Below are 18727 nucleotides of genomic sequence, written 5' to 3'. Positions count from 1 at the left end.
CTCACTTAAGTTATTATATTGATTATACTAAATTACTTATCGTTTATGTAAGAGTTCATAAAATATTCAAATAAAAAAGACAGCGAGAAACAATAAACGTTTCTTGCCGTCTTTTCATGCTTTACTTAAACATCGTTGTAATTGGCCCCATCGGTAAATGAATACCTAAGCCGATTGTTAAGATGATAAATAATATTACGAGATAGAAGAAGGTTCTTGAAGGTTTCTTCTTTTTCTTCTTCGCAATTGTCATCTCCATTAAACCGATAGTAATTAAACCTAATAAGAATTTAATACCATACAATGCTGAATCTACTTTCATATACTGCATAAAAATCATAATTCCGCTGATGATCACAAGTAATGCAAATAATCGCTGAACCATAAGTAATGGTTTGAAATATTTGCTAGGACCTAAGCGATCAGAGAAATTAGAGTATGCTGCAAAGAAAACGATAATTAAAACAACCCAACTTAAAATATGCAGATGAAACATACCAGTTTCCATGTATTTCACTCCTTTATATTCATACTGTTATTAGTTTAACATAGATTCCTATACTTGTACCAAAATAACTGTATGAACAAAAGGATACTATTCTCCGATTGTATTCTGTAAAGTACCGATACCGTCAATCGTCACTTTAATTTCATCCCCACGCTTTAAGTATACAGGTGGATTCATGCCTGCACCTACGCCGCTTGGTGTACCTGTTGCAATAATATCACCTGGATGTAGTGCAACATACTGTGAAATCTCAGCAATCAGATCGTCAATTTTCTTTACCATATCCTCCGTATTGCCATCCTGACGAATTTCACCGTTCACTTTTGTTACGATATTTGCATTTTCTGGAGTCGGCAGTTCATCTTTCGTTACGATATACGGCCCCATCGGGCATGCACCTAATAAGCTCTTAGATAAGAACGCCTGAGCATGCGCCTGCTGCAGGTCACGTGCTGTAATGTCATTAATGATTGTATAACCATAAACATAATCTAATGCTAATGCTTTAGGAATCTTATGACCATACTTACCGATGACTACGCCTAGTTCTCCTTCATAATCTAATGCTTCTGTAACATCGCTATGTGATGGTACAAAAGCACCATCTCCAATTAAACTTGAAGGTGCTTTTGTAAAGACATAGAGCTCATCTACATTATTGTTCATTTCCTTGGCATGATCCGAATAATTTCGCCCGATAGCGATAACATTATTGGTCGGAACAACAGGTGGTAGGAACGTCATATCTGTATATGCAACTTTGTAATCTTCAGCATCCTTCTCTTGTTCTATCTGTGCGATTGTTTTACGTACAAGCTCCTGAAAGTCGAGCGTATTGTTTTGCTGTAATGCTTCTAATAATGTCTTTGGGTAATTCGCTGTATTCGTTGCTTCAAATACACGGACAAGATCCCATGCTGCATCTTCTCTTTTAACCTTTACACCGAAAGATTGTTTACCTTTATACTCAAACGACAAAAATTTCATGAATTCCACTCCTTCTTATACTTTGTTTCATTATACAGAAAATAAGATGACGTTTCATTGTTTTAGAGTTATTTTTCAGATTTTTTTGAATTTATTATTTTTTACATGAAGAATTAACATCAAAACGACGAATACGGCACTTATAATTACAGTCAATATCAAGCTTTCTGTCATCATTACATTTAAATTCTCTGGTGGAAATGCACGGAACCACCCTGTAAATAGCAGTGTGGCACTGATCTCGACGATGGCAATAAAAGCCACAAAAGTAATGACATCACGTGGAGTGACATGAATATTGCGGTCGAGTAACATAGCGATAGCTAGTCCTTGTAATAATGATCCGGACAACGTAATGATAAACTGTGTCCAGTCAAAAGTGGTGCTAAACAGCTGCAACTTAGCTGCTGTTCCTAATGTTAACAGTATAAGCGCTAGCGGAAGCTTGAACTGCGTGATTCGTGCACGTCCTAAAAGCATAGAAGGTACGATAACACAACATAGCACGATTGTATAATGCCACAGATGCGAGTTGAACAGTTCTCTGTTCAACTGTAAGATTTCTCCGTAATGAGATGCGTTGTACGTACCAATAAATTCCTGGAATGCATTAACATTAAGAAATGTCTCCTTGTCACCATAGAGTAACAAAGACGGAATTAAAATAGCGATGAACAGCACACTCATCAATAAACAGGCGATGCTGATATAAAGTGTACGTGAATATGCTCCGATGAACTTATAAATCATATTCGTAACAATAAGTCCTAGCATCATCATAAATATGATACTCATTCTTGAATGTACTAATATGAGAAGCCCACCAATAATCAAGTAAGCCATCATTCTGCGTGTAAGTTGCACACGTGCCAGAAAATAAGCGATGACCGGAATCATTGTAAACAAAATGATAAATAAGTAAGTTTCTAGCACAGGAAGTTCTTCTTGCGCATAATAATCGAATGGATTAATAAATTCTACAGGCTGTGCACTTAAATATATAAAGTGCAGCCCGTAGATCAATAAAACGATTCCCATCATACTGTATTTAAGCAATAATTTTATCATTACACCTCAACCATTCCCGCCTCAAAGAAATATAGATATCCAGTTACAGGTTCATCTAATATAACTTCCAGCGTCTTCTTATAGTAATTCATCTGAACTTCATAACGAAGCTTCAATTCTGCTAGTGTTTCCTCTGTCGTGCGGCTGAGCCTTGAGATTACTTTATCTGTCTTATAATCGATAAAATAGTAATGTCCATCAAACTTAAATACACAGTCAATCATCCCCTGGACAAGCTGATCTGGATGACTTTGTGTGATATACTGCTTACCGATAACAAACGGCAGCTCAAAGTAAACCTCGTCTGCATGAACCAATCTGTCATAAAGTACAGTCTTTGTGAACTGATAAATATGTTTTTCGTTGATGAGCGGTCGTTCCTCATCTGAAATAATGCGACGCTCTACTAAATCATCAAGAAAATGCTTGATATCCTCTGATTCCACATTGTTCAGGCGCGGCAGATGCTGCATTACTTTATGCATAAGTGTTCCATATTCAGCTGCCGTCTTCTTCTCTTCAGACATAAACTTTGGACGATCATAAGTCGCTTTACCAAGTCGATATTGATTGATATATGTCCAGGCAGTGGCTTCATCATCTGTTTCCTGTGCTTTCTTTATTTCTGACACACTTTCTTTTGTCGGTAGCAAATTCTCACTTAAATATGGATAGCGGTACTCTTTAAGTTCCTGTAGCCATGTTACACCTTCAGCTTCATTAGATTCAGCTGTTTCTGTAGCTTCATTTTCGGGCGTGTTCAGCGTACGAATAATACGAACGTCAATAGAGGCATCATGTAATGCAATCGGTGCGATAAGCTGCAAAGGACTAAGCGCACTGAGTCTATAGTAATCATCCATCTTTTTATCGACTTCTACATTCTGAAACTTCTCTATCACTTTATCGTCTTTGACATTTCCTACAAGCACCAGTTTTTCACGGGCACGCGTAAGCGCAACATACATCAACCTCAACTCTTCAGACACTTGTTCATTACGAATCTTCGTCTTAAACAACTGATTGATTGCTAACGGATAAGTCGTATGCGCCGCCTTATCATAGAAATTAATAGACAGGCCAAGACGTTGATTCAGCAGCAGCTGTTCCTTTGTTTCCATCAAGTTGAACTGGCGGTCAATATTGTTATAGATGACAAAAGGAAACTCTAATCCTTTAGAGGCGTGGACTGTCATCATTCTGACAACGTCCGCTTCATCTGAAACAATATTCATCTCACCAAAGTCTTTACCAGCTTCAAGTATATTGTCTACAAAGCGAAGAAACTGATAGATACCTCGGTAACTACTCTGTTCAAACTGCTCTGCCTTTTGTAGCAGACCTTCCAGATTGGCTTGTCGCTGGTGGCCTCCTGGCAGTAAGGTAAACTTTTCAATGAGCAGCGTGTCATTATATATGTAATCGATTAAGTCCTTCACACTCACCTTTCTACTTTGTTCACGATAATCTGAAATATCAGCGAGCACCTTCTTCACCTTATGCTTAAGCTGTTCATTTTCACCATTGACACTATATGCGAGAAGGTTATGGTAAAGATAGACTGAACAGTCGGATCTCAATGCGGTAAGTTCATGAGCATCAAACTGATAGATGATGCTGCGCAAAAGCCCAGCTAAAGGAATATCTTGTAATGGATTATCTACCACTCTTAATAAACTTAAAGTCGTATTAATTTCGTCCGTCTGGAAATACCCTTCTTTACTATTCACATGAAAAGGAATCTTGTGGTCTTTCATCACTTTCATATGCTCTGCCGCATTGCTGAATCCACGCTCTAAGATTGCGATATCTTTATACTGAGCTGCACGGTACTCACCCGTCTTAACATCATAAACTTTTTCTTGTGCAATAATCTGTTCAATGACATCGGCAATATGATGAGAAGCATAGTATTCGATATCATTCAGTTCCTCTTTACTCAGAAGATGCAGTTCTGTATGCTGTGACACGTCGTCATACGGTGCACCGTAATATAGCATCTGTGCATCATCATAGATGATATCACCAAGTTTCTCATCCATTATTTTAGAGAATATTTCATTTGTATTGTCGATGACAGAACGACGTGAACGGAAGTTTTGAGAAAGATCGATGACTTTACCAGGTCCGCCTGATTTGAAATGACTGTATTTCTCCATAAATAGTTCAGGTTCTGCCTGTCGGAATTTATAGATGGATTGTTTCACATCTCCGACCATAAACATATTATTCTCACGTTTGATCGCCTGAATGATACTTTCCTGTACACGGTTTGTATCCTGGTATTCATCGACGAGAATCTCCTTATATTGCGCCTTTAGCATGTGTGCAATTTCAGTCGGCTCATCATTATGGATTAATATTTGCAGAGCGAAATGCTCATAATCGCTAAAATCTATCAGTTTACGCTCACGTTTAAGCTGGCTGAATCTATCGATGACCATCTGTGTTATACGTGTCAATCGTTCTACTTCAACCGACATGGCACGAATATCATCAGCAAGTTCTGCTATTGGTGCATATAGATAGTTTTCCTGAATATTTGATACCAGCTTCTTACTCTGTGCTAAATATTCTTTTATGCCTTCATTTAATTCTTTATCGTACGGATCATCGCTCTTTTTCATATTCGGTTTGCGACCAAATTGAATACTTTGAATAAATGAGAATTTATCTTCCAGCGCTTCAGGAAACTGTTCCAGCTGCTGACGTATTTTCTGTAGATATTCAAGGTTTGTATCTAATGCCGCGCTGATACATAGATCTTCTGCACGCTTAATTAACTGGATTGCCTGCAGCAGTTCGTCATTAATCTGTTGATTAATCGATAAGAAATAACTGCTGTCTATTGAAACGTCACGATATGAAGCCGCAATCGCGTCTAGCCATCTCGAAGGATGACTATTCGCAATCGCAAAGTCGTACATCTTCACTAATGTCTTTCTCACGTAATCATCCTTACGGTCTGATGAAAGGTGCAGAAGTAACGTCATATCATCCGGATGTGCAGCTTCATAAACTGTTTCTAATACATCATCAATCGCCTGCATGAGTAACAGCGCACGTTCTTCTTCAGAAGCGGTTCTGAACGTCGGATCAAGATCAATTGTATAATAGAAACGCTCGATTAAATTAAGACAGAAGCGATGCAAAGTCGATATATCTGCTTGATGCAATTTGATGAGCTGCGTTTTGAGATGTTCATTATGAGGTGCATCATTCAATGCTTCTTGCAAGCGATTAAAAATACGGTGTTTCATTTCTTTCGCGCTTGCATTTGTAAATGTAACGACGAGCAGTTCATCAATATTGACCGAATGATCGATGACCTTTCTAATGATACGTTCTACAAGCACTGCTGTCTTACCACTACCCGCCGCTGCTGCAACGAGTGTATCCTGTCCTGTTGTCACTATCGCTTCTTGCTGACTAGCTGTCCATCGCATCTTTATTCACCGCCTTCATAATTTCATTTAATGGGTCGATTTCTTTATCAAACGTTCTGATATCCTCCTGGTTTAATATCGGATCTATATGGCATACCGATTTAAACGCACAGAACTGACAAGGGTTCAGCTTATCGTATCTTACAGGATTGATACGGCTGTCTCCTTGCAATATATTTTGTGCTGTATGCATAAACTGCTGTTTATTATGCTGAATAAGTGCATGCATTTCTTCTAATGCAAGCGTTCTGGAGCTTCTCTTATTAAACGATCCGTCATTCTTTAACATCGCGGGAACGATTTTCGATTTCTGTCCCGCTTCAAGCGTCGTGTCCATATCTTTCGCGATCTCTATGTCATCAAGGATAAACCCCTGCATACTATATTTATTAAATCGTTCATCGAAGAGTTGCTCTGCACCTTGCTTCACGTTAAATGAAAGTTTTGGATTGTACACATGAAAATAAAGCATCCCTGCTGGTATTACATCACTCTTCAGTCCAAGCCGTGCAGTGTTTGAAAGCACGACGTCCATATAAGTCAGCATCTGCATTTGCAGTCCATAATAGACCTGCTTTAAGTCAAGATCAGTCTCACGTGATTTATAATCGATGATGCGCACATAATCTTTATCTGTTGATGGGAGTATATCGATTCTATCAATCTGTCCGGTAATCTCGATCTGTTTATTCTTTCCGAAACGATAAATTTGCGTATCCAGTGCGCCACCTTTACCAAATTTCGTCTCAAAACGCGCCATCTTAAAGTTGCTGTACTTCGTCTGACGTTGAATCGCAGTGAAAGTCGAGAGTAAAATTGTCCTGATCTGTTTAACGATATATTGATAGTAATGTTTAGAATACAGCACTTCATAATGAACAGAAGGCAGTGACGCTTTCAAATAGTCGTCGATTTCTGAAGCGATGACAGCGGCATCCACTTGCAGCACCTGATCCTTAAACTTCTCACTTAAGTGTCGCAGTGCATCATGAAAGATATTGCCAAGCTGGAATGACTGAAATTGATAAGGCAGACGTTCCTTTAATTTTAGACCATGGTTTGCAAAGTGTTTGAATGCACATTGGTTAAATGTTTCAAACCTTGAGACGCTAGCCTTTATCGTATCGCCATAAAGATGCGACACCTCATGTTCGACGAGCATCTCTGACTGATTTCTGTAATGTCTCAGCTTAAATACATGTTCAAATTGCGGATCTGTCTCATACACTGCAATAACATCTGACCAAGTATCGTCTTCAATATGTGACACTGCATGTTTAATACCTGCCTGATACGTTGTGATACAGTCTTGCGGTTTCATATCATGCGTCATATCCTGAACCTCAAGGTGTAACTGTCTCTCTAGCCGCGCTAAATACCTCGAAGGACGCATCGCTTCCTGGTTCATATTCATTAAACTGTATGATATGTATACCGAATGCTGTGCATGTGTCACAGCATTATAGAATACAAACCATTCATCCTGTATCAGTACATCCGTTGTCGGTGCAAGATGAATATCCCCTATTTCCTGCATCATACGTTTTTCCTGGTCCGTAATCAGCGCATCTTCTTTCATCGGTCGAGGCAGAATATCATCATTGACCCCGCATACGAATACATACTTTTTATTTTCTACCTTTGCAAGATCAAGGTTTAATATCTGTATCTGGTCGAGTCCTTGAGGTGGTGCATTATATTCAAGTGCCAAGAACCCAACATCTATAATATCGCACATCACCTTATAATCTAATATCACTTCATCCATAATCAATACGAAATCATCCAGTACCTGATTTAGTCCAGTTAGAATCTGATCAAATGTCAGCGCAATATACTGCTCGCCGTTGTCTTTAGCCATATCTTTATGCTGCATCAAATATTCTGGCAGCGAAATTGACAGCATAAAATTATAGATTGCACTTGCAAATGCACGTCCGGACTGCGCGTTCACTATCCCTTCCTTAAAAGGTTCTATAATCGATAGCATATACTCGATATATTGTAGTAATGCATCCCATTGGTCTTGTTCATAGACATCCTTTTCATCATAAAATAATTTACGTTTATGAATTAAATCATCATAATACATGCCACGCTCAATCATAACGTTTTCCAGCATATCAATAAGAAGCAGATCTTCTTCTCTCTTAAATTCGTGTGCAATTAAACCTGTCTTCAGTGCTCGAAATAGATGTTCAATACGCATATTTGTCTTAAATGCATCCAGTAATGAACGAATCAGTTCAATTGCTTTATGGTGAATCATTAGTTCTTTATAGTCCGTATGATATGGAATCTCATGCTTACGGCACACATCAATCAGCTGCTTGACATAACTTTCATCACGATAGAGTACTGCAATATCCTTAAATCTCTCCCCATTTCTCACGAGGTCCATTATTTGATGTGCGATATGCGCAGCTTCGGCTGGTACAGATCCATGCTGTGATAAATGTATATGCTCCGGGTGACTGATTGATACTTCACGTGAGAAACTGTTTTCAAGCGTGTTCAGTTCGTCATTGAAACGATAAGGAACATGCATATTGTCGACATGATATGTTAATGCGCGCTCATGCAAATAAGTTTTAATATGATCTAACGTTTCTGTCGTCTTTCTAAACAGTACAGGGTCTGTCTGATCGATTGTCAATGCGATTGTCAGTGATTTCGCATGCTGTGCTAACGACTGGATGACCATATATTCTACAGTCGTAAAGTTATAGAAACCATCAATGTATATATCCGCATTACGGATTGTCTCTGATGTTTCTATCATTCTACATAGAGAAACGAGCATATCCTCTGTCTGCATATACCGTCCGCTCATCTTCTCCTCTAATGCTGTATACACTTCATATATGTCATGCAGCTTATCTTTCGTGCGCACATCCATTTCTTTTCCGAGCAGTGTATAAACATCGGGCGGTGTGACATTATATTTTTTTAGTTCTGAGATGACTGCTGCCATCTTCTGACTAAAGCCAAAGTATGCGCTTGTCGACTGAAATCTCTTTAATTCATCTTTATGTTCGTTGAGTATCTGATACGTCAGCATTTCAACGCCACTGTTTGAAATATGCTGCAGCTCCGTGCTTCCTTCTTCGCTTTCAAGTCTCCAGAACAGTCGATCAAAAGAATAGATTGCTGTACGCATACTTCCTTTAATCATCGCATCATGACTTAACGCCTGTTCAATCTGAAAGGTACTTTGTCTTGGTGCAATCATGATAATTGGATCACCAAGCGGTTGTCCTTTCAGCTGTGACTTTATCCTTTCAATAATTTCATAGGTTTTCCCTGTCCCTCTTCTGCCGAGTAATAATTGAACTGTCATCTGTTTCCTCCTAAAAAAACAACTTTACAAACAGGAATATTTTGTAAAGTTGTATCTATATTTATTGTGGATTAAAATTCACATGAAATGTATCTAGCGGCCAATATCTTACCTGTACTTCTCCTACAACTTGCTGCTCTTTGATCAATCCGAAACTTCTGCTATCATTACTCGTCTCTCTGTTGTCTCCAAGAACAAGCAGCTTACCTTCTGGAATGACCGATTTACCACCCGCACCAGATAGATCACTTACTTTGAAATTTTCTGTAAGCAATATATTTGTCTTAGCAATTCTGTTTTCCTGAAGGTAGGGTTCTTCAGTACGTTCACCATTAATATATAAAACATCATCCCTGTATTCTACTTTATCTCCCGGCTTTCCTATAATACGTTTAACATAATCTTGAGTACTTCCTGTATGAAAGACGATAACATCGCCATTATGCAGTGTACTCATCTTATTAACGATGACCTTATCATCATCAGTGAAAGTCGGATACATTGAATCGCCACTTACAGAATAAGAAATAAAGAAGAATGTCTTTACAACAAAATATAATACTGTAGCAATGACAATCGCAATCAGCCATTCAATAAATTCCCGCTTCAAAAGGAGCACCTCAACTTATTTTATATTAATCACTTATCTTTCCAGATGCCGCTCAATTCTTTTACCAATCCACCACAGAATCACGAGCACTATAATAACAATTATACTCTTTTCAGGTGCTTTCACAAAGGAATATATATCGTTACCGATAAAGCTTAAAGTAAACAACATAATCGCTTTTCCGAATAGAACGACCCATAAATATTTCTTTATATCGAGCGTGCTTAGACCTGCCACAATATTGACCAGACTGGAGGGTGTGAATGGAAAGCAGAGTAACAAAAATAATGGCAGCATCCCTCTGTTATCCACTCTTCTTATAAACTTTAATGTCTGCGGATGTTTGCTTAATCGTCTTAAAAGTCGGTGCTGACCATAGGTTCTCACTAAAAGCGTAACACAATATGAACCAGCTACTGCACCGCTCCATGTAAGTAAGAATCCAGGTATCAGACCATAAGCATTCACATTAACAACAGCAAAGACCATAATCGGTAATATCGGAATAAATGCTTCAATAAATGGCAGAAGAAAAGCAATAACAATGCCGAGACCTTTAAATCGTTCAAATAATTCCAGTAAGTGCGCTTCTGTAAACAAACCCTCACCTCACTTTTATGTGATTATAATGTAAATATTAAAAAAAACAAACTATGAACAGTTCATAGCTTGTTTTAAGAATAACATGACATATATTATTGAAGCCTTGCTTCTAGTTCTGCCTTCTTGTCTTCAAAGCCCGGTTTCCCAAGCAATGCGAACATATTCTGCTTGTATGCTTCAACCCCTGGCTGGTTAAATGGATTAACACCAAGTAAGTAACCACTCATCGCAACACTTAACTCGAAGAAGTAAACAAGGTAACCGAAAGTAAATGCTTCTAACTTCGGTACTTCAACGACGAAGTTTGGTACCCCGCCATCGCTATGTGCAAGTAATGTCCCCTGGAATGCTTTCGTGTTGACGAAGTCCAATGTTTTACCTGCTAAGAAATTTAAACCATCTAGATCATTCTCATCCGCTTCAATTGTGACATCGCTTCTTGGTGTCGTTACTTTAACGACCGTTTCAAAGATATCACGACGCCCTTCCTGAACGTATTGACCTAATGAGTGAAGGTCCGTTGAGAAGTTCGCGCTTGATGGATAGATACCTTTAAAGTCCTTACCTTCAGACTCACCGAATAGCTGTTTCCACCACTCGTTGAAGTATTGAAGACTCGGTTCATAATTGATTAACATCTCAATCGTGTACCCTTTGTTGTATAAAATGTTACGTAGCGCTGCATACTGATAACTGATGTTCTCTGTAAGTTCTGATGAACTCAGTTCATTACGTGCACTCGCAGCTCCTTCCATCATCGCATCAATATCATGGCCTGCTGCTGCAATCGGTAATAATCCAACAGCTGTTAATACTGAGAAGCGTCCTCCGACATCATCCGGCACGACAAATGTTTCATAGCCTTCAGTTGTGGCAAGTGACTTTAATGCACCTTTAGATTTATCCGTAGTTGCATAAATACGAGATCTCGCGCCTTCTTTGCCGTATTTCTCTTCCAATAGTTTCTTAAATACACGGAATGCAACAGCTGGTTCCGTCGTTGTACCAGATTTAGAAATCACGTTCACTGAGAAATCTTTGTCCTGAACATATTCAATTAAATCGTTCAAATAGCTTGATGATAATTGGTGTCCTGCAAAGATAATCTGTGTCTTATCTAATTTCAGGTGATCAAATGATTTATTCAGCATCTCGATTGCAGCACGTGCACCGAGATAAGACCCTCCAATGCCGATAACAATTAACACGTCGCTATCTGCATTTATCTTCTTCGCACTTTCTTTAATACGTGCGAATTCTTCCTTATCGTAATCTACCGGTAAGTCCAGCCATCCTAGGAAATCGCTACCTGCACCACTACCTTCATGGATTACATGATGAATATTTTTCACTAAATCCTGCATCTGTGTCAATTCATGATCTCCTACGAACGATTTTGCCATGTCGTAGTTAAATTTAATATGCGTCATTTCTATTCCTCCCGTTCATAGTTTCACAATCATTGTACTCGATTCAACTTAAGTTCACAATCCATAACGCTTTATAAAGCGCTTATATCTTAAAAATTGAAATATTTATATTTTTATTCTAAAAAATGAATATTTATACTTGATTTTATTTATGCATACTGATACATTATTATGTATATTAATTAATAAAATGAATTCAAAAACTAATGGGGGAATTGAAATGAACGAAAAACAAAAAGTGGTATTAGCATATTCTGGAGGATTAGATACTAGCGTCGCAATTCAATGGTTAATCGAGAAAGGGTATGATGTTATCGCATGCTGCCTTGATGTCGGTGAAGGAAAGGATCTCGCACACATTAAAGAAAAAGCACTCAAAGTTGGCGCGATTGAATCGATCATGCTCGATAAGATTGAAGCATATGCAGAGGACTACCTATCATATGCGATCAAAGGGAACAGCCTTTATGAAAATACATACCCGCTTATTTCAGCACTGAGCAGACCGCTGATCGCTGAAGTGCTTGTAGAAGTTGCACATCAACATGAGGCGAAGTTCATTGCACATGGCTGTACAGGAAAAGGAAATGACCAGGTGCGTTTTGAAGTTGCGATTCATAGTATTGATCCATCTATTACGACACTTGCACCGGTTCGTGACTGGGGATTCAGTCGTGAAGAAGAGATTGAATACGCTAAAGCGCATGATATTCCCGTGCCTATCAACTTAGATTCACCCTACTCAATCGATCAGAATTTATGGGGCAGAAGTAACGAATGCGGCATCTTAGAAGATCCCTATGCCACACCACCTGAAGATGCATATGACTTAACCGTATCACCGAAAGATGCACCAGATGAAGAAGAGATTATTGATATCACGTTTAAAGCAGGACTTCCAGCTGCATTAAACGGACAGTCTTTAAAATTGCACGAAATCATCAAACAGTTGAATGAATTAGGAGGCAAACACGGTGTCGGCAGAATCGACCACGTTGAGAATCGTCTTGTCGGCATTAAATCACGTGAAGTATATGAAGCACCAGGTGCAATGATCATTCTTAAAGCACATAACGACCTTGAAACGATCACTTTAACGAAAGATGTACAGCATTTTAAACCCTATGTTGAGCAGCAGTTTGCTAACCTTATATATAATGGCTTATTCTTCTCTCCACTTGCCGATCATCTGAAACATCTGTTAACAGATATGCAGCAATACGTTAATGGCGAAACAAAGGTCAAACTCTATAAAGGAAATATCACAGTAATCGGCAGAAAAAGTGATAACACTCTGTATAACGAGAAGCTCGCAACTTATACAAAGGAAGATACATTCAATCAGCAGGCAAGTGTCGGATTCATTGAAATCTATGAACTTCCAGTGAAGCAGGCAACGAGAGTGTATAGAGGTGATGCACATGAGTAAAGCGCTATGGGGTGGCAGATTTAAAGAAAGTATGAGTGAACAGGTCGCCGACTTCAATCAATCGATTGAAGTTGATGCGAGACTGTTCTACCAAGATATTAAAGGGAGTATCGCGCATGTTACGATGCTTGAGAAGACGTATATCATCACTTCAGATGAAGCGAATCAAATTATCAATGGACTACAGGACATTATAGAAGACTATGAAGCGGGTAACGTGACTTTCAAAAAAGAACTAGAAGACATCCATCTTAATATCGAGAAACTGCTGATAGAAAAAATCGGCCCTGTTGGAGGAAAGATGCATACCGCTCGTTCAAGAAATGATCAGGTCGCAACAGATATGCACTTGTATGCAAAAGAGATGACAGAGGCCATCATTACATCTATAAAAGCATTACAACACGTCATAATCGATTTAAGCAAGCAGTACCATACAGTAATTATGCCGGGATATACCCATCTTCAGCGTGCACAGCCGATTCTTTTCAGCCATCATATTATGACATATTTCTGGATGCTGGAACGTGATAAAGTAAGATTCAGCGAAGGCTTAAAACGCATCAATATATCACCACTCGGTTCAGGAGCACTCGCAGGAACGACCTTTCCCATTGACCAGCAGTATACAGCTTCACTGCTCGAATTTGATGATGTCTATGCAAACAGCATCGATGCAGTAAGCGACAGAGACTATGTACTCGATATAATGCATAATATTAATCTTCTTATGATGCATCTGTCTCGTTTCTCTGAAGAGATTATTCTTTGGTGCAGCGAAGAGTTTAAATTTGTAACTTTAAGTGATGCCTATACTACAGGTTCATCCATTATGCCGCAGAAGAAGAATCCAGATATGGCCGAACTCATACGAGGTAAATCTGGAACAGTGGCAGGTAACTATATGGGACTGCTGATGACGATTAAAGGTTTACCACTTGCATATAATAAAGACTTGCAAGAAGACAAGAAAGGATTCTTCGATAGTATCGATACAGCATTGCAGTCTGTTCAAATATTCACTGGCATGATAGATACGATGGAAGTCAATGCGGCACATCTAACAGATATTACACAAAATGATTTCTCAAATGCGACGGAACTTGCAGACTATCTCGTGACGCTCGGCATCCCTTTTAGAGACGCACATGAAATAACAGGACAACTCGTACTTTACGCAATTGATAACAATATCCTGCTAAAAGATATTCCATTAGGCCATTATCAAACGGTTAATAAAGATATTACGAATGATATATATACGAAGCTCAACCCCGAACATGCAGTAAATAGAAGAATCAATGACAATGGTACAAGTACAAAAAGCGTGATGAAACAAATTGCAAAAGCAGAAAAATGTATGTAAAAAAGCAGCGGAATCCGCTGCTTTTTATTTGCGTACTGATTTATAACGCTGCTTTATAGATTGCCAGTATATCTTCACGTTGTAACTTATAGAAGTTACCGAATGGGCCATAGATTAAAGTTTTATCTGCAAATGCTTCTAAATCTTCAGCGTTCACTCCGTAATCAGATAACTTCTGCTTTGCTCCTAGACTTGTCCAGAAGTTCTGAAGTTCATCAATCGCATAATTGATCTTGTCTTCATCTGATAAAGATGCCTCTACATTGAATACATCTTCAGCAAACTTCACAAAACGTGCTGGAGACTGCTTACTTACATAGCGCATCCATTCAGGGAATAATATCGCAAGACCTGCACCGTGTGCAATATCATAGACGGCACTTACTGCATGTTCTAAGTTATGCGTTGCCCAGTCACCAACGTAACCTAGACGCAGGAAACCGTTTAATGCAACTGTTGATGATAGCATCAATGTCTCACGTGCTTCGTAATTTTTAGGGTCTTTCACTGCAATTGGTCCAGTCTTCATCACAGTCTTCAGTACGCCACTGATCATTTGGTCTTGTACTTCTGTATTATCCGCTTCGTTAAAGTACTGTTCTAATAGGTGACTCATGCTATCAATAATACCATTTACTGTCTGATGCTCTGGTAATGTGTATAGCACTTCTGGATTTAACAGACTGAACTTAGGAAAAACAAGTGGCGAACCCCATCCTAACTTCTCATTCGTCTCCCAGTTTGTAATAACACTGCCTGAATTCATTTCAGAACCTGTTGCCGATAAAGTTAATACCGTGCCAAATGGTACAGCATCATCTACTTGTGCTTTACGTGTAACGATATCCCATGCATCACCATCATATTTACTTGCAGCTGCAATCAATTTCGTACCGTCGATGACAGATCCACCACCTACTGCTACGATAAAGTCGATATCATATGCTTTCACAATTTCTACACCTTTGCGTACCGTTTCAACACGTGGATTCGGTTCGATTCCAGCGAGTTCAAATACTTCAAAGTCTGATAGCTTTTCCATTACTTCGTCGTAAAGACCTGTCTTCTTAATGCTTCCGCCACCATAGGTAAGTAGTACTTTATTCCCGTTGCTATAGGCTTTCACCATATCGTTCAGCTGTTCCAGACTTTCTTTTCCAAATACTAGTTTAACTGGATTATAAAATGTAAATTGATTCATTGCTTCCTCCTGAATTAAAAATGACATAATACGCAATTAAGCATATTATGTCATAGCTACTAATAGATATTCAAATATTTGAACTTATATGAAGTCACTGAAACGTTCTCTGAATTTTACATGGAGGATTGAGCCGAGAATAAAGAAAAACAAAACAAATCCAAGATTATATAATGCTAACTTCCAATGTTCTACTAAGTACCATTCATGATATAGTATAGCACTTCTATAGCTTTCCGCTAAGAAGTAAACAGGATTCAATTTCATTATAAATTCTACTATTTGCATCTTTTCAGATGTACCTTCTGGTAGCCATAATATCGGAGAGATGTAAAATAACACTCTTAATAATGCTTGAACAGCCATCTGTACATCTCTGACAAGGACACCAAGTGTTGATGTAAACATTGTTACAGATAGACTGAAAATGTATACGAACGGTATATAGATTAAGAGCTGCAGCATATGTATGGATGGTTTAATTCCTGACAAGAAACAAATACCAATAATTAGCCCTAATAATATAATATGTGTATAAAATTTACTCATTAAAATATAACTTGGAATCGTGGATAAAGGGAAATTCATTTTAGCAACTTGACTATACTTCATCGAAATGGACTTTGTACCTTCCAGAATACCTTGATTCACAAAGAACCACATACTTATACCAACAAGCATCCATAAGATAAATGGCACACCATGAATATCTGCTCGTCCTCCTCTTATACCAATGCCGAAGACAAAGTAATAAACACCGATTTGAATAAGTGGATTAATAAATTCCCACGCAAGGCCTAAATAATTATCATGTGTCGATATTTTAATTTGAAATTGTGCAAGTCTTTGAATTAAATAAAAATTTTTAAACTGTTCTCTTAAAACAACGCTTACAGGATTCATAATATCCTCTTTTCTATTCTTTTTCTTTTAGATGTTTATGTGGATCATATTTTTCGTTAAACATTTGCTTCCTAACTTCAATCATAAATAATGGAATTGTTATCGCTCTTTTAAATCGTTTAAAATCAGTCAATATTCTATATAGCCATTCTAAGTTCATATTAATAAAAACTTCAGGTGCTCGTTTAACATTACCACTCAATACATCAAACGACCCTCCTACCCCCATGAATACAGTATGACGAAAATGATGCTGATTAAAATATATAAAACTTTCTTGTTTTGGAAAGCCCATTGCTACAAATACATAGTCGGGCTCAAAATCTTTTAACTTCTTTAGAGTTTTTTTATCATCTATTTCTTTATATCCATGCTTGGAGTTAAAGATAATATTTGGATATCTCTCTTCTAATTTCTGCTGGCATTGCTTAACCGTCTTTTTTGAACTGCCCAGAAGGAAAACCTTTTTATTTCTCATATTCGCTATTTCTAGCATTCCTTCCATCAATTCAATACCAGGCACACGGGATTTCATAGGTCTGCCAAGGTGCCTAGCTGCTTTAATAATACCGATACCATCAGGTACAATCAAGTCTGCCATAGAAATACGTGTCATATAACTCGTATTTTTTTTAGCCATATATGTAATTTCAGGATTTGCAGTTACTATAAATAAATTATCTGTTGTAGGTATAGTATCAAATTTTTCAATTATTTCTAAAGTTTCTTCTTTTGTTATATCATTGAAAGGAACATCTAATACATCACATATTGCTGTATGGATATTATATCGTTTTAAAAGTTCATATGTCATTGGTCAAGATGTACAAGACATCCATCACCTCTTTGCAATTTTCTAGTATAATGTATATTATAATATACAGTATTTAAACATTCTTTACAATCTCTTAATATTTACATTTTTTACATAAGGATGAGTATAATGAAAACAACTGTTAAATTTGAAAATGTCACAAAGGAATACAAACTCTTCAATAATAATAAAGATCGATTATTAGATATCATTTTACCCAAGAAAACTAAAAGGTTTTATGCTTTAAAAGATATAAATTTTGAAGCATATGAAGGGGATATTGTCGGCTTAGTAGGAATCAATGGATCAGGAAAATCAACAATCAGTAATATTATCGGTGGGAGCGTAGCTATTACTGATGGAAAAGTCGTTCGAAATGGTCAGGTGAGCGTTATCGCAATCGCAGCTGGCTTAAACGCGCAATTATCCGGCTACGATAATATAGAGTTTAAACTGTTGCTCATGGGATATTCTAAATCCAAAATCAAAGAACTTACACCTAAAATTATTGAGTTCTCTGAATTAGGTGACTTCATTTATCAGCCCGTAAAAAAATATTCTAGTGGTATGAAATCGAAACTAGGATTTGCAATCAGTATCAATGTTGATCCTGATATCCTGGTTATTGATGAAGCATTATCTGTAGGCGATCAGACATTCACTCAAAAGAGTTTAAATAAAATCCACGAGTTTAAAGATGCTGGTAAAACCATTTTCTTTGTAAGCCATAATTTAAAACAAGTAAGAGAATTTTGTACTAAAATAATGTGGATTGAAGCCGGAGAAGTTAAAGCTTTCGGAGAAACAAATGAGATTATGGACCAATACGAAAATTTTCTTAAAGATTATAAAAAGAAAAGCAGTAAGGAGCAAAAAGCATTTCGTAACAAATTAAATGAAAAAAGACTTTTCTATAAATAGAATAATAAAACCGAGCATAATAACTGCGCTAACCCCATGATATGGGAGTAAAATAAAAACACTTTCGTTGAATTCATATTAAAATGAATTTATACGGAGGT

14 protein-coding genes are annotated in these 18727 nt (G+C 37.7%); 3 read left to right on the top strand and 11 right to left on the bottom strand.

The genetic code is table 11. The annotated features are described in order from the left end of the window. Nucleotides 1-121 precede the first annotated feature (121 nt). From ACZ2V4_RS08295 to ACZ2V4_RS08260, 8 genes are all read right to left on the bottom strand, one after another. Nucleotides 122-508: a YisL family protein gene (locus ACZ2V4_RS08295; protein WP_241427487.1), complete on the bottom strand. Its 387-nt coding sequence runs from the start codon at nucleotides 506-508 to the stop codon at nucleotides 122-124. A gap of 87 nt (nucleotides 509-595) precedes the next feature. Further along, nucleotides 596-1495, bottom strand: a complete 900-nt coding sequence (locus ACZ2V4_RS08290; RefSeq protein ID WP_413474300.1) for a fumarylacetoacetate hydrolase family protein — start codon at nucleotides 1493-1495, stop codon at nucleotides 596-598. Nucleotides 1496-1570: 75 nt separating this feature from the next. Beyond that, entirely contained in the window at nucleotides 1571-2563 is a 993-nt protein-coding gene (locus tag ACZ2V4_RS08285; protein WP_490514730.1) for a hypothetical protein, read from the bottom strand. Next, nucleotides 2563-6009, bottom strand: coding sequence for a helicase-exonuclease AddAB subunit AddA (gene addA, locus ACZ2V4_RS08280; RefSeq protein WP_490514729.1), 3447 nt, complete (start codon nucleotides 6007-6009; stop codon nucleotides 2563-2565). Before addA ends, ACZ2V4_RS08285 begins: the two co-directional genes overlap by 1 nt. Further along, nucleotides 5993-9349 (bottom strand): helicase-exonuclease AddAB subunit AddB, encoded by a 3357-nt coding sequence (gene addB, locus ACZ2V4_RS08275; protein WP_490514728.1) that lies wholly within the window; start codon nucleotides 9347-9349, stop codon nucleotides 5993-5995. Before addB ends, addA begins: the two co-directional genes overlap by 17 nt. A 61-nt stretch (nucleotides 9350-9410) precedes the next feature. Further along, nucleotides 9411-9959: a signal peptidase I gene (gene lepB / locus ACZ2V4_RS08270; RefSeq protein ID WP_283721763.1), complete on the bottom strand. Its 549-nt coding sequence runs from the start codon at nucleotides 9957-9959 to the stop codon at nucleotides 9411-9413. 33 nt (nucleotides 9960-9992) lie between these two features. Next, entirely contained in the window at nucleotides 9993-10559 is a 567-nt protein-coding gene (locus ACZ2V4_RS08265) for a TVP38/TMEM64 family protein (protein ID WP_420494283.1), read from the bottom strand. A gap of 95 nt (nucleotides 10560-10654) precedes the next feature. Then, a complete protein-coding gene (locus ACZ2V4_RS08260; RefSeq protein ID WP_490514727.1) occupies nucleotides 10655-11992 on the bottom strand; it encodes a glucose-6-phosphate isomerase in 1338 nt (445 codons plus the stop codon). 220 nt (nucleotides 11993-12212) lie between these two features. On the opposite strand from ACZ2V4_RS08260, the gene ACZ2V4_RS08255 reads away from it, so the two are divergent. Further along, nucleotides 12213-13421, top strand: coding sequence for an argininosuccinate synthase (locus ACZ2V4_RS08255; protein ID WP_490514726.1), 1209 nt, complete (start codon nucleotides 12213-12215; stop codon nucleotides 13419-13421). Further along, on the top strand, nucleotides 13414-14787 hold the full coding sequence (gene argH, locus ACZ2V4_RS08250; RefSeq protein WP_420494280.1) for an argininosuccinate lyase: 1374 nt from the start codon (nucleotides 13414-13416) through the stop codon (nucleotides 14785-14787). Before ACZ2V4_RS08255 ends, argH begins: the two co-directional genes overlap by 8 nt. 40 nt (nucleotides 14788-14827) lie before the next feature. Here the strand turns inward: argH and ACZ2V4_RS08245 are convergent, their stop codons facing one another. The 3 genes from ACZ2V4_RS08245 to ACZ2V4_RS08235 form a co-directional block, all read right to left on the bottom strand. Continuing rightward, nucleotides 14828-15988 carry an iron-containing alcohol dehydrogenase gene (locus ACZ2V4_RS08245; RefSeq protein WP_420494279.1) on the bottom strand — a complete coding sequence of 387 codons (1161 nt, stop codon included), beginning with the start codon at nucleotides 15986-15988 and terminating at the stop codon, nucleotides 14828-14830. Nucleotides 15989-16072: 84 nt separating this feature from the next. After that, nucleotides 16073-16891 carry an ABC transporter permease gene (locus tag ACZ2V4_RS08240; protein WP_419895428.1) on the bottom strand — a complete coding sequence of 273 codons (819 nt, stop codon included), beginning with the start codon at nucleotides 16889-16891 and terminating at the stop codon, nucleotides 16073-16075. A 13-nt stretch (nucleotides 16892-16904) separates the two neighbouring features. After that, the gene (locus ACZ2V4_RS08235) at nucleotides 16905-17705 is read right to left on the bottom strand and encodes a WecB/TagA/CpsF family glycosyltransferase (protein WP_490514725.1); all 801 of its coding nucleotides are present in this window, start codon (nucleotides 17703-17705) and stop codon (nucleotides 16905-16907) included. A 129-nt stretch (nucleotides 17706-17834) separates the two neighbouring features. On the opposite strand from ACZ2V4_RS08235, the gene tagH reads away from it, so the two are divergent. Beyond that, nucleotides 17835-18626, top strand: a complete 792-nt coding sequence (tagH, locus tag ACZ2V4_RS08230) for a teichoic acids export ABC transporter ATP-binding subunit TagH (RefSeq protein WP_419895426.1) — start codon at nucleotides 17835-17837, stop codon at nucleotides 18624-18626. The last annotated feature ends 101 nt before the right edge of the window (nucleotides 18627-18727 follow it).

The sequence above is a fragment of the Macrococcus sp. CoH-51_TC_04 genome, assembly GCF_058188655.1.
The sequence above is the reverse complement of the archived record's forward strand: the minus strand, read 5'-3'. Positions and strand labels throughout refer to the sequence as shown.

Excerpts from the sequence above, each read along its gene's own strand:
- ACZ2V4_RS08295 (WP_241427487.1), bottom strand. The coding sequence starts at position 508 with ATGGAAACTGGTATGTTTCATCTGCATATTTTAAGTTGGGTTGTTTTA.
- ACZ2V4_RS08290 (WP_413474300.1), bottom strand. The coding sequence starts at position 1,495 with ATGAAATTTTTGTCGTTTGAGTATAAAGGTAAACAATCTTTCGGTGTA.
- ACZ2V4_RS08285 (WP_490514730.1), bottom strand. The coding sequence starts at position 2,563 with ATGATAAAATTATTGCTTAAATACAGTATGATGGGAATCGTTTTATTG.
- addA (WP_490514729.1), bottom strand. The coding sequence starts at position 6,009 with ATGCGATGGACAGCTAGTCAGCAAGAAGCGATAGTGACAACAGGACAG.
- addB (WP_490514728.1), bottom strand. The coding sequence starts at position 9,349 with ATGACAGTTCAATTATTACTCGGCAGAAGAGGGACAGGGAAAACCTAT.
- ACZ2V4_RS08260 (WP_490514727.1), bottom strand. The coding sequence starts at position 11,992 with ATGACGCATATTAAATTTAACTACGACATGGCAAAATCGTTCGTAGGA.
- ACZ2V4_RS08255 (WP_490514726.1), top strand. The coding sequence starts at position 12,213 with ATGAACGAAAAACAAAAAGTGGTATTAGCATATTCTGGAGGATTAGAT.
- argH (WP_420494280.1), top strand. The coding sequence starts at position 13,414 with ATGAGTAAAGCGCTATGGGGTGGCAGATTTAAAGAAAGTATGAGTGAA.
- ACZ2V4_RS08245 (WP_420494279.1), bottom strand. The coding sequence starts at position 15,988 with ATGAATCAATTTACATTTTATAATCCAGTTAAACTAGTATTTGGAAAA.
- ACZ2V4_RS08240 (WP_419895428.1), bottom strand. The coding sequence starts at position 16,891 with ATGAATCCTGTAAGCGTTGTTTTAAGAGAACAGTTTAAAAATTTTTAT.
- ACZ2V4_RS08235 (WP_490514725.1), bottom strand. The coding sequence starts at position 17,705 with ATGACATATGAACTTTTAAAACGATATAATATCCATACAGCAATATGT.
- tagH (WP_419895426.1), top strand. The coding sequence starts at position 17,835 with ATGAAAACAACTGTTAAATTTGAAAATGTCACAAAGGAATACAAACTC.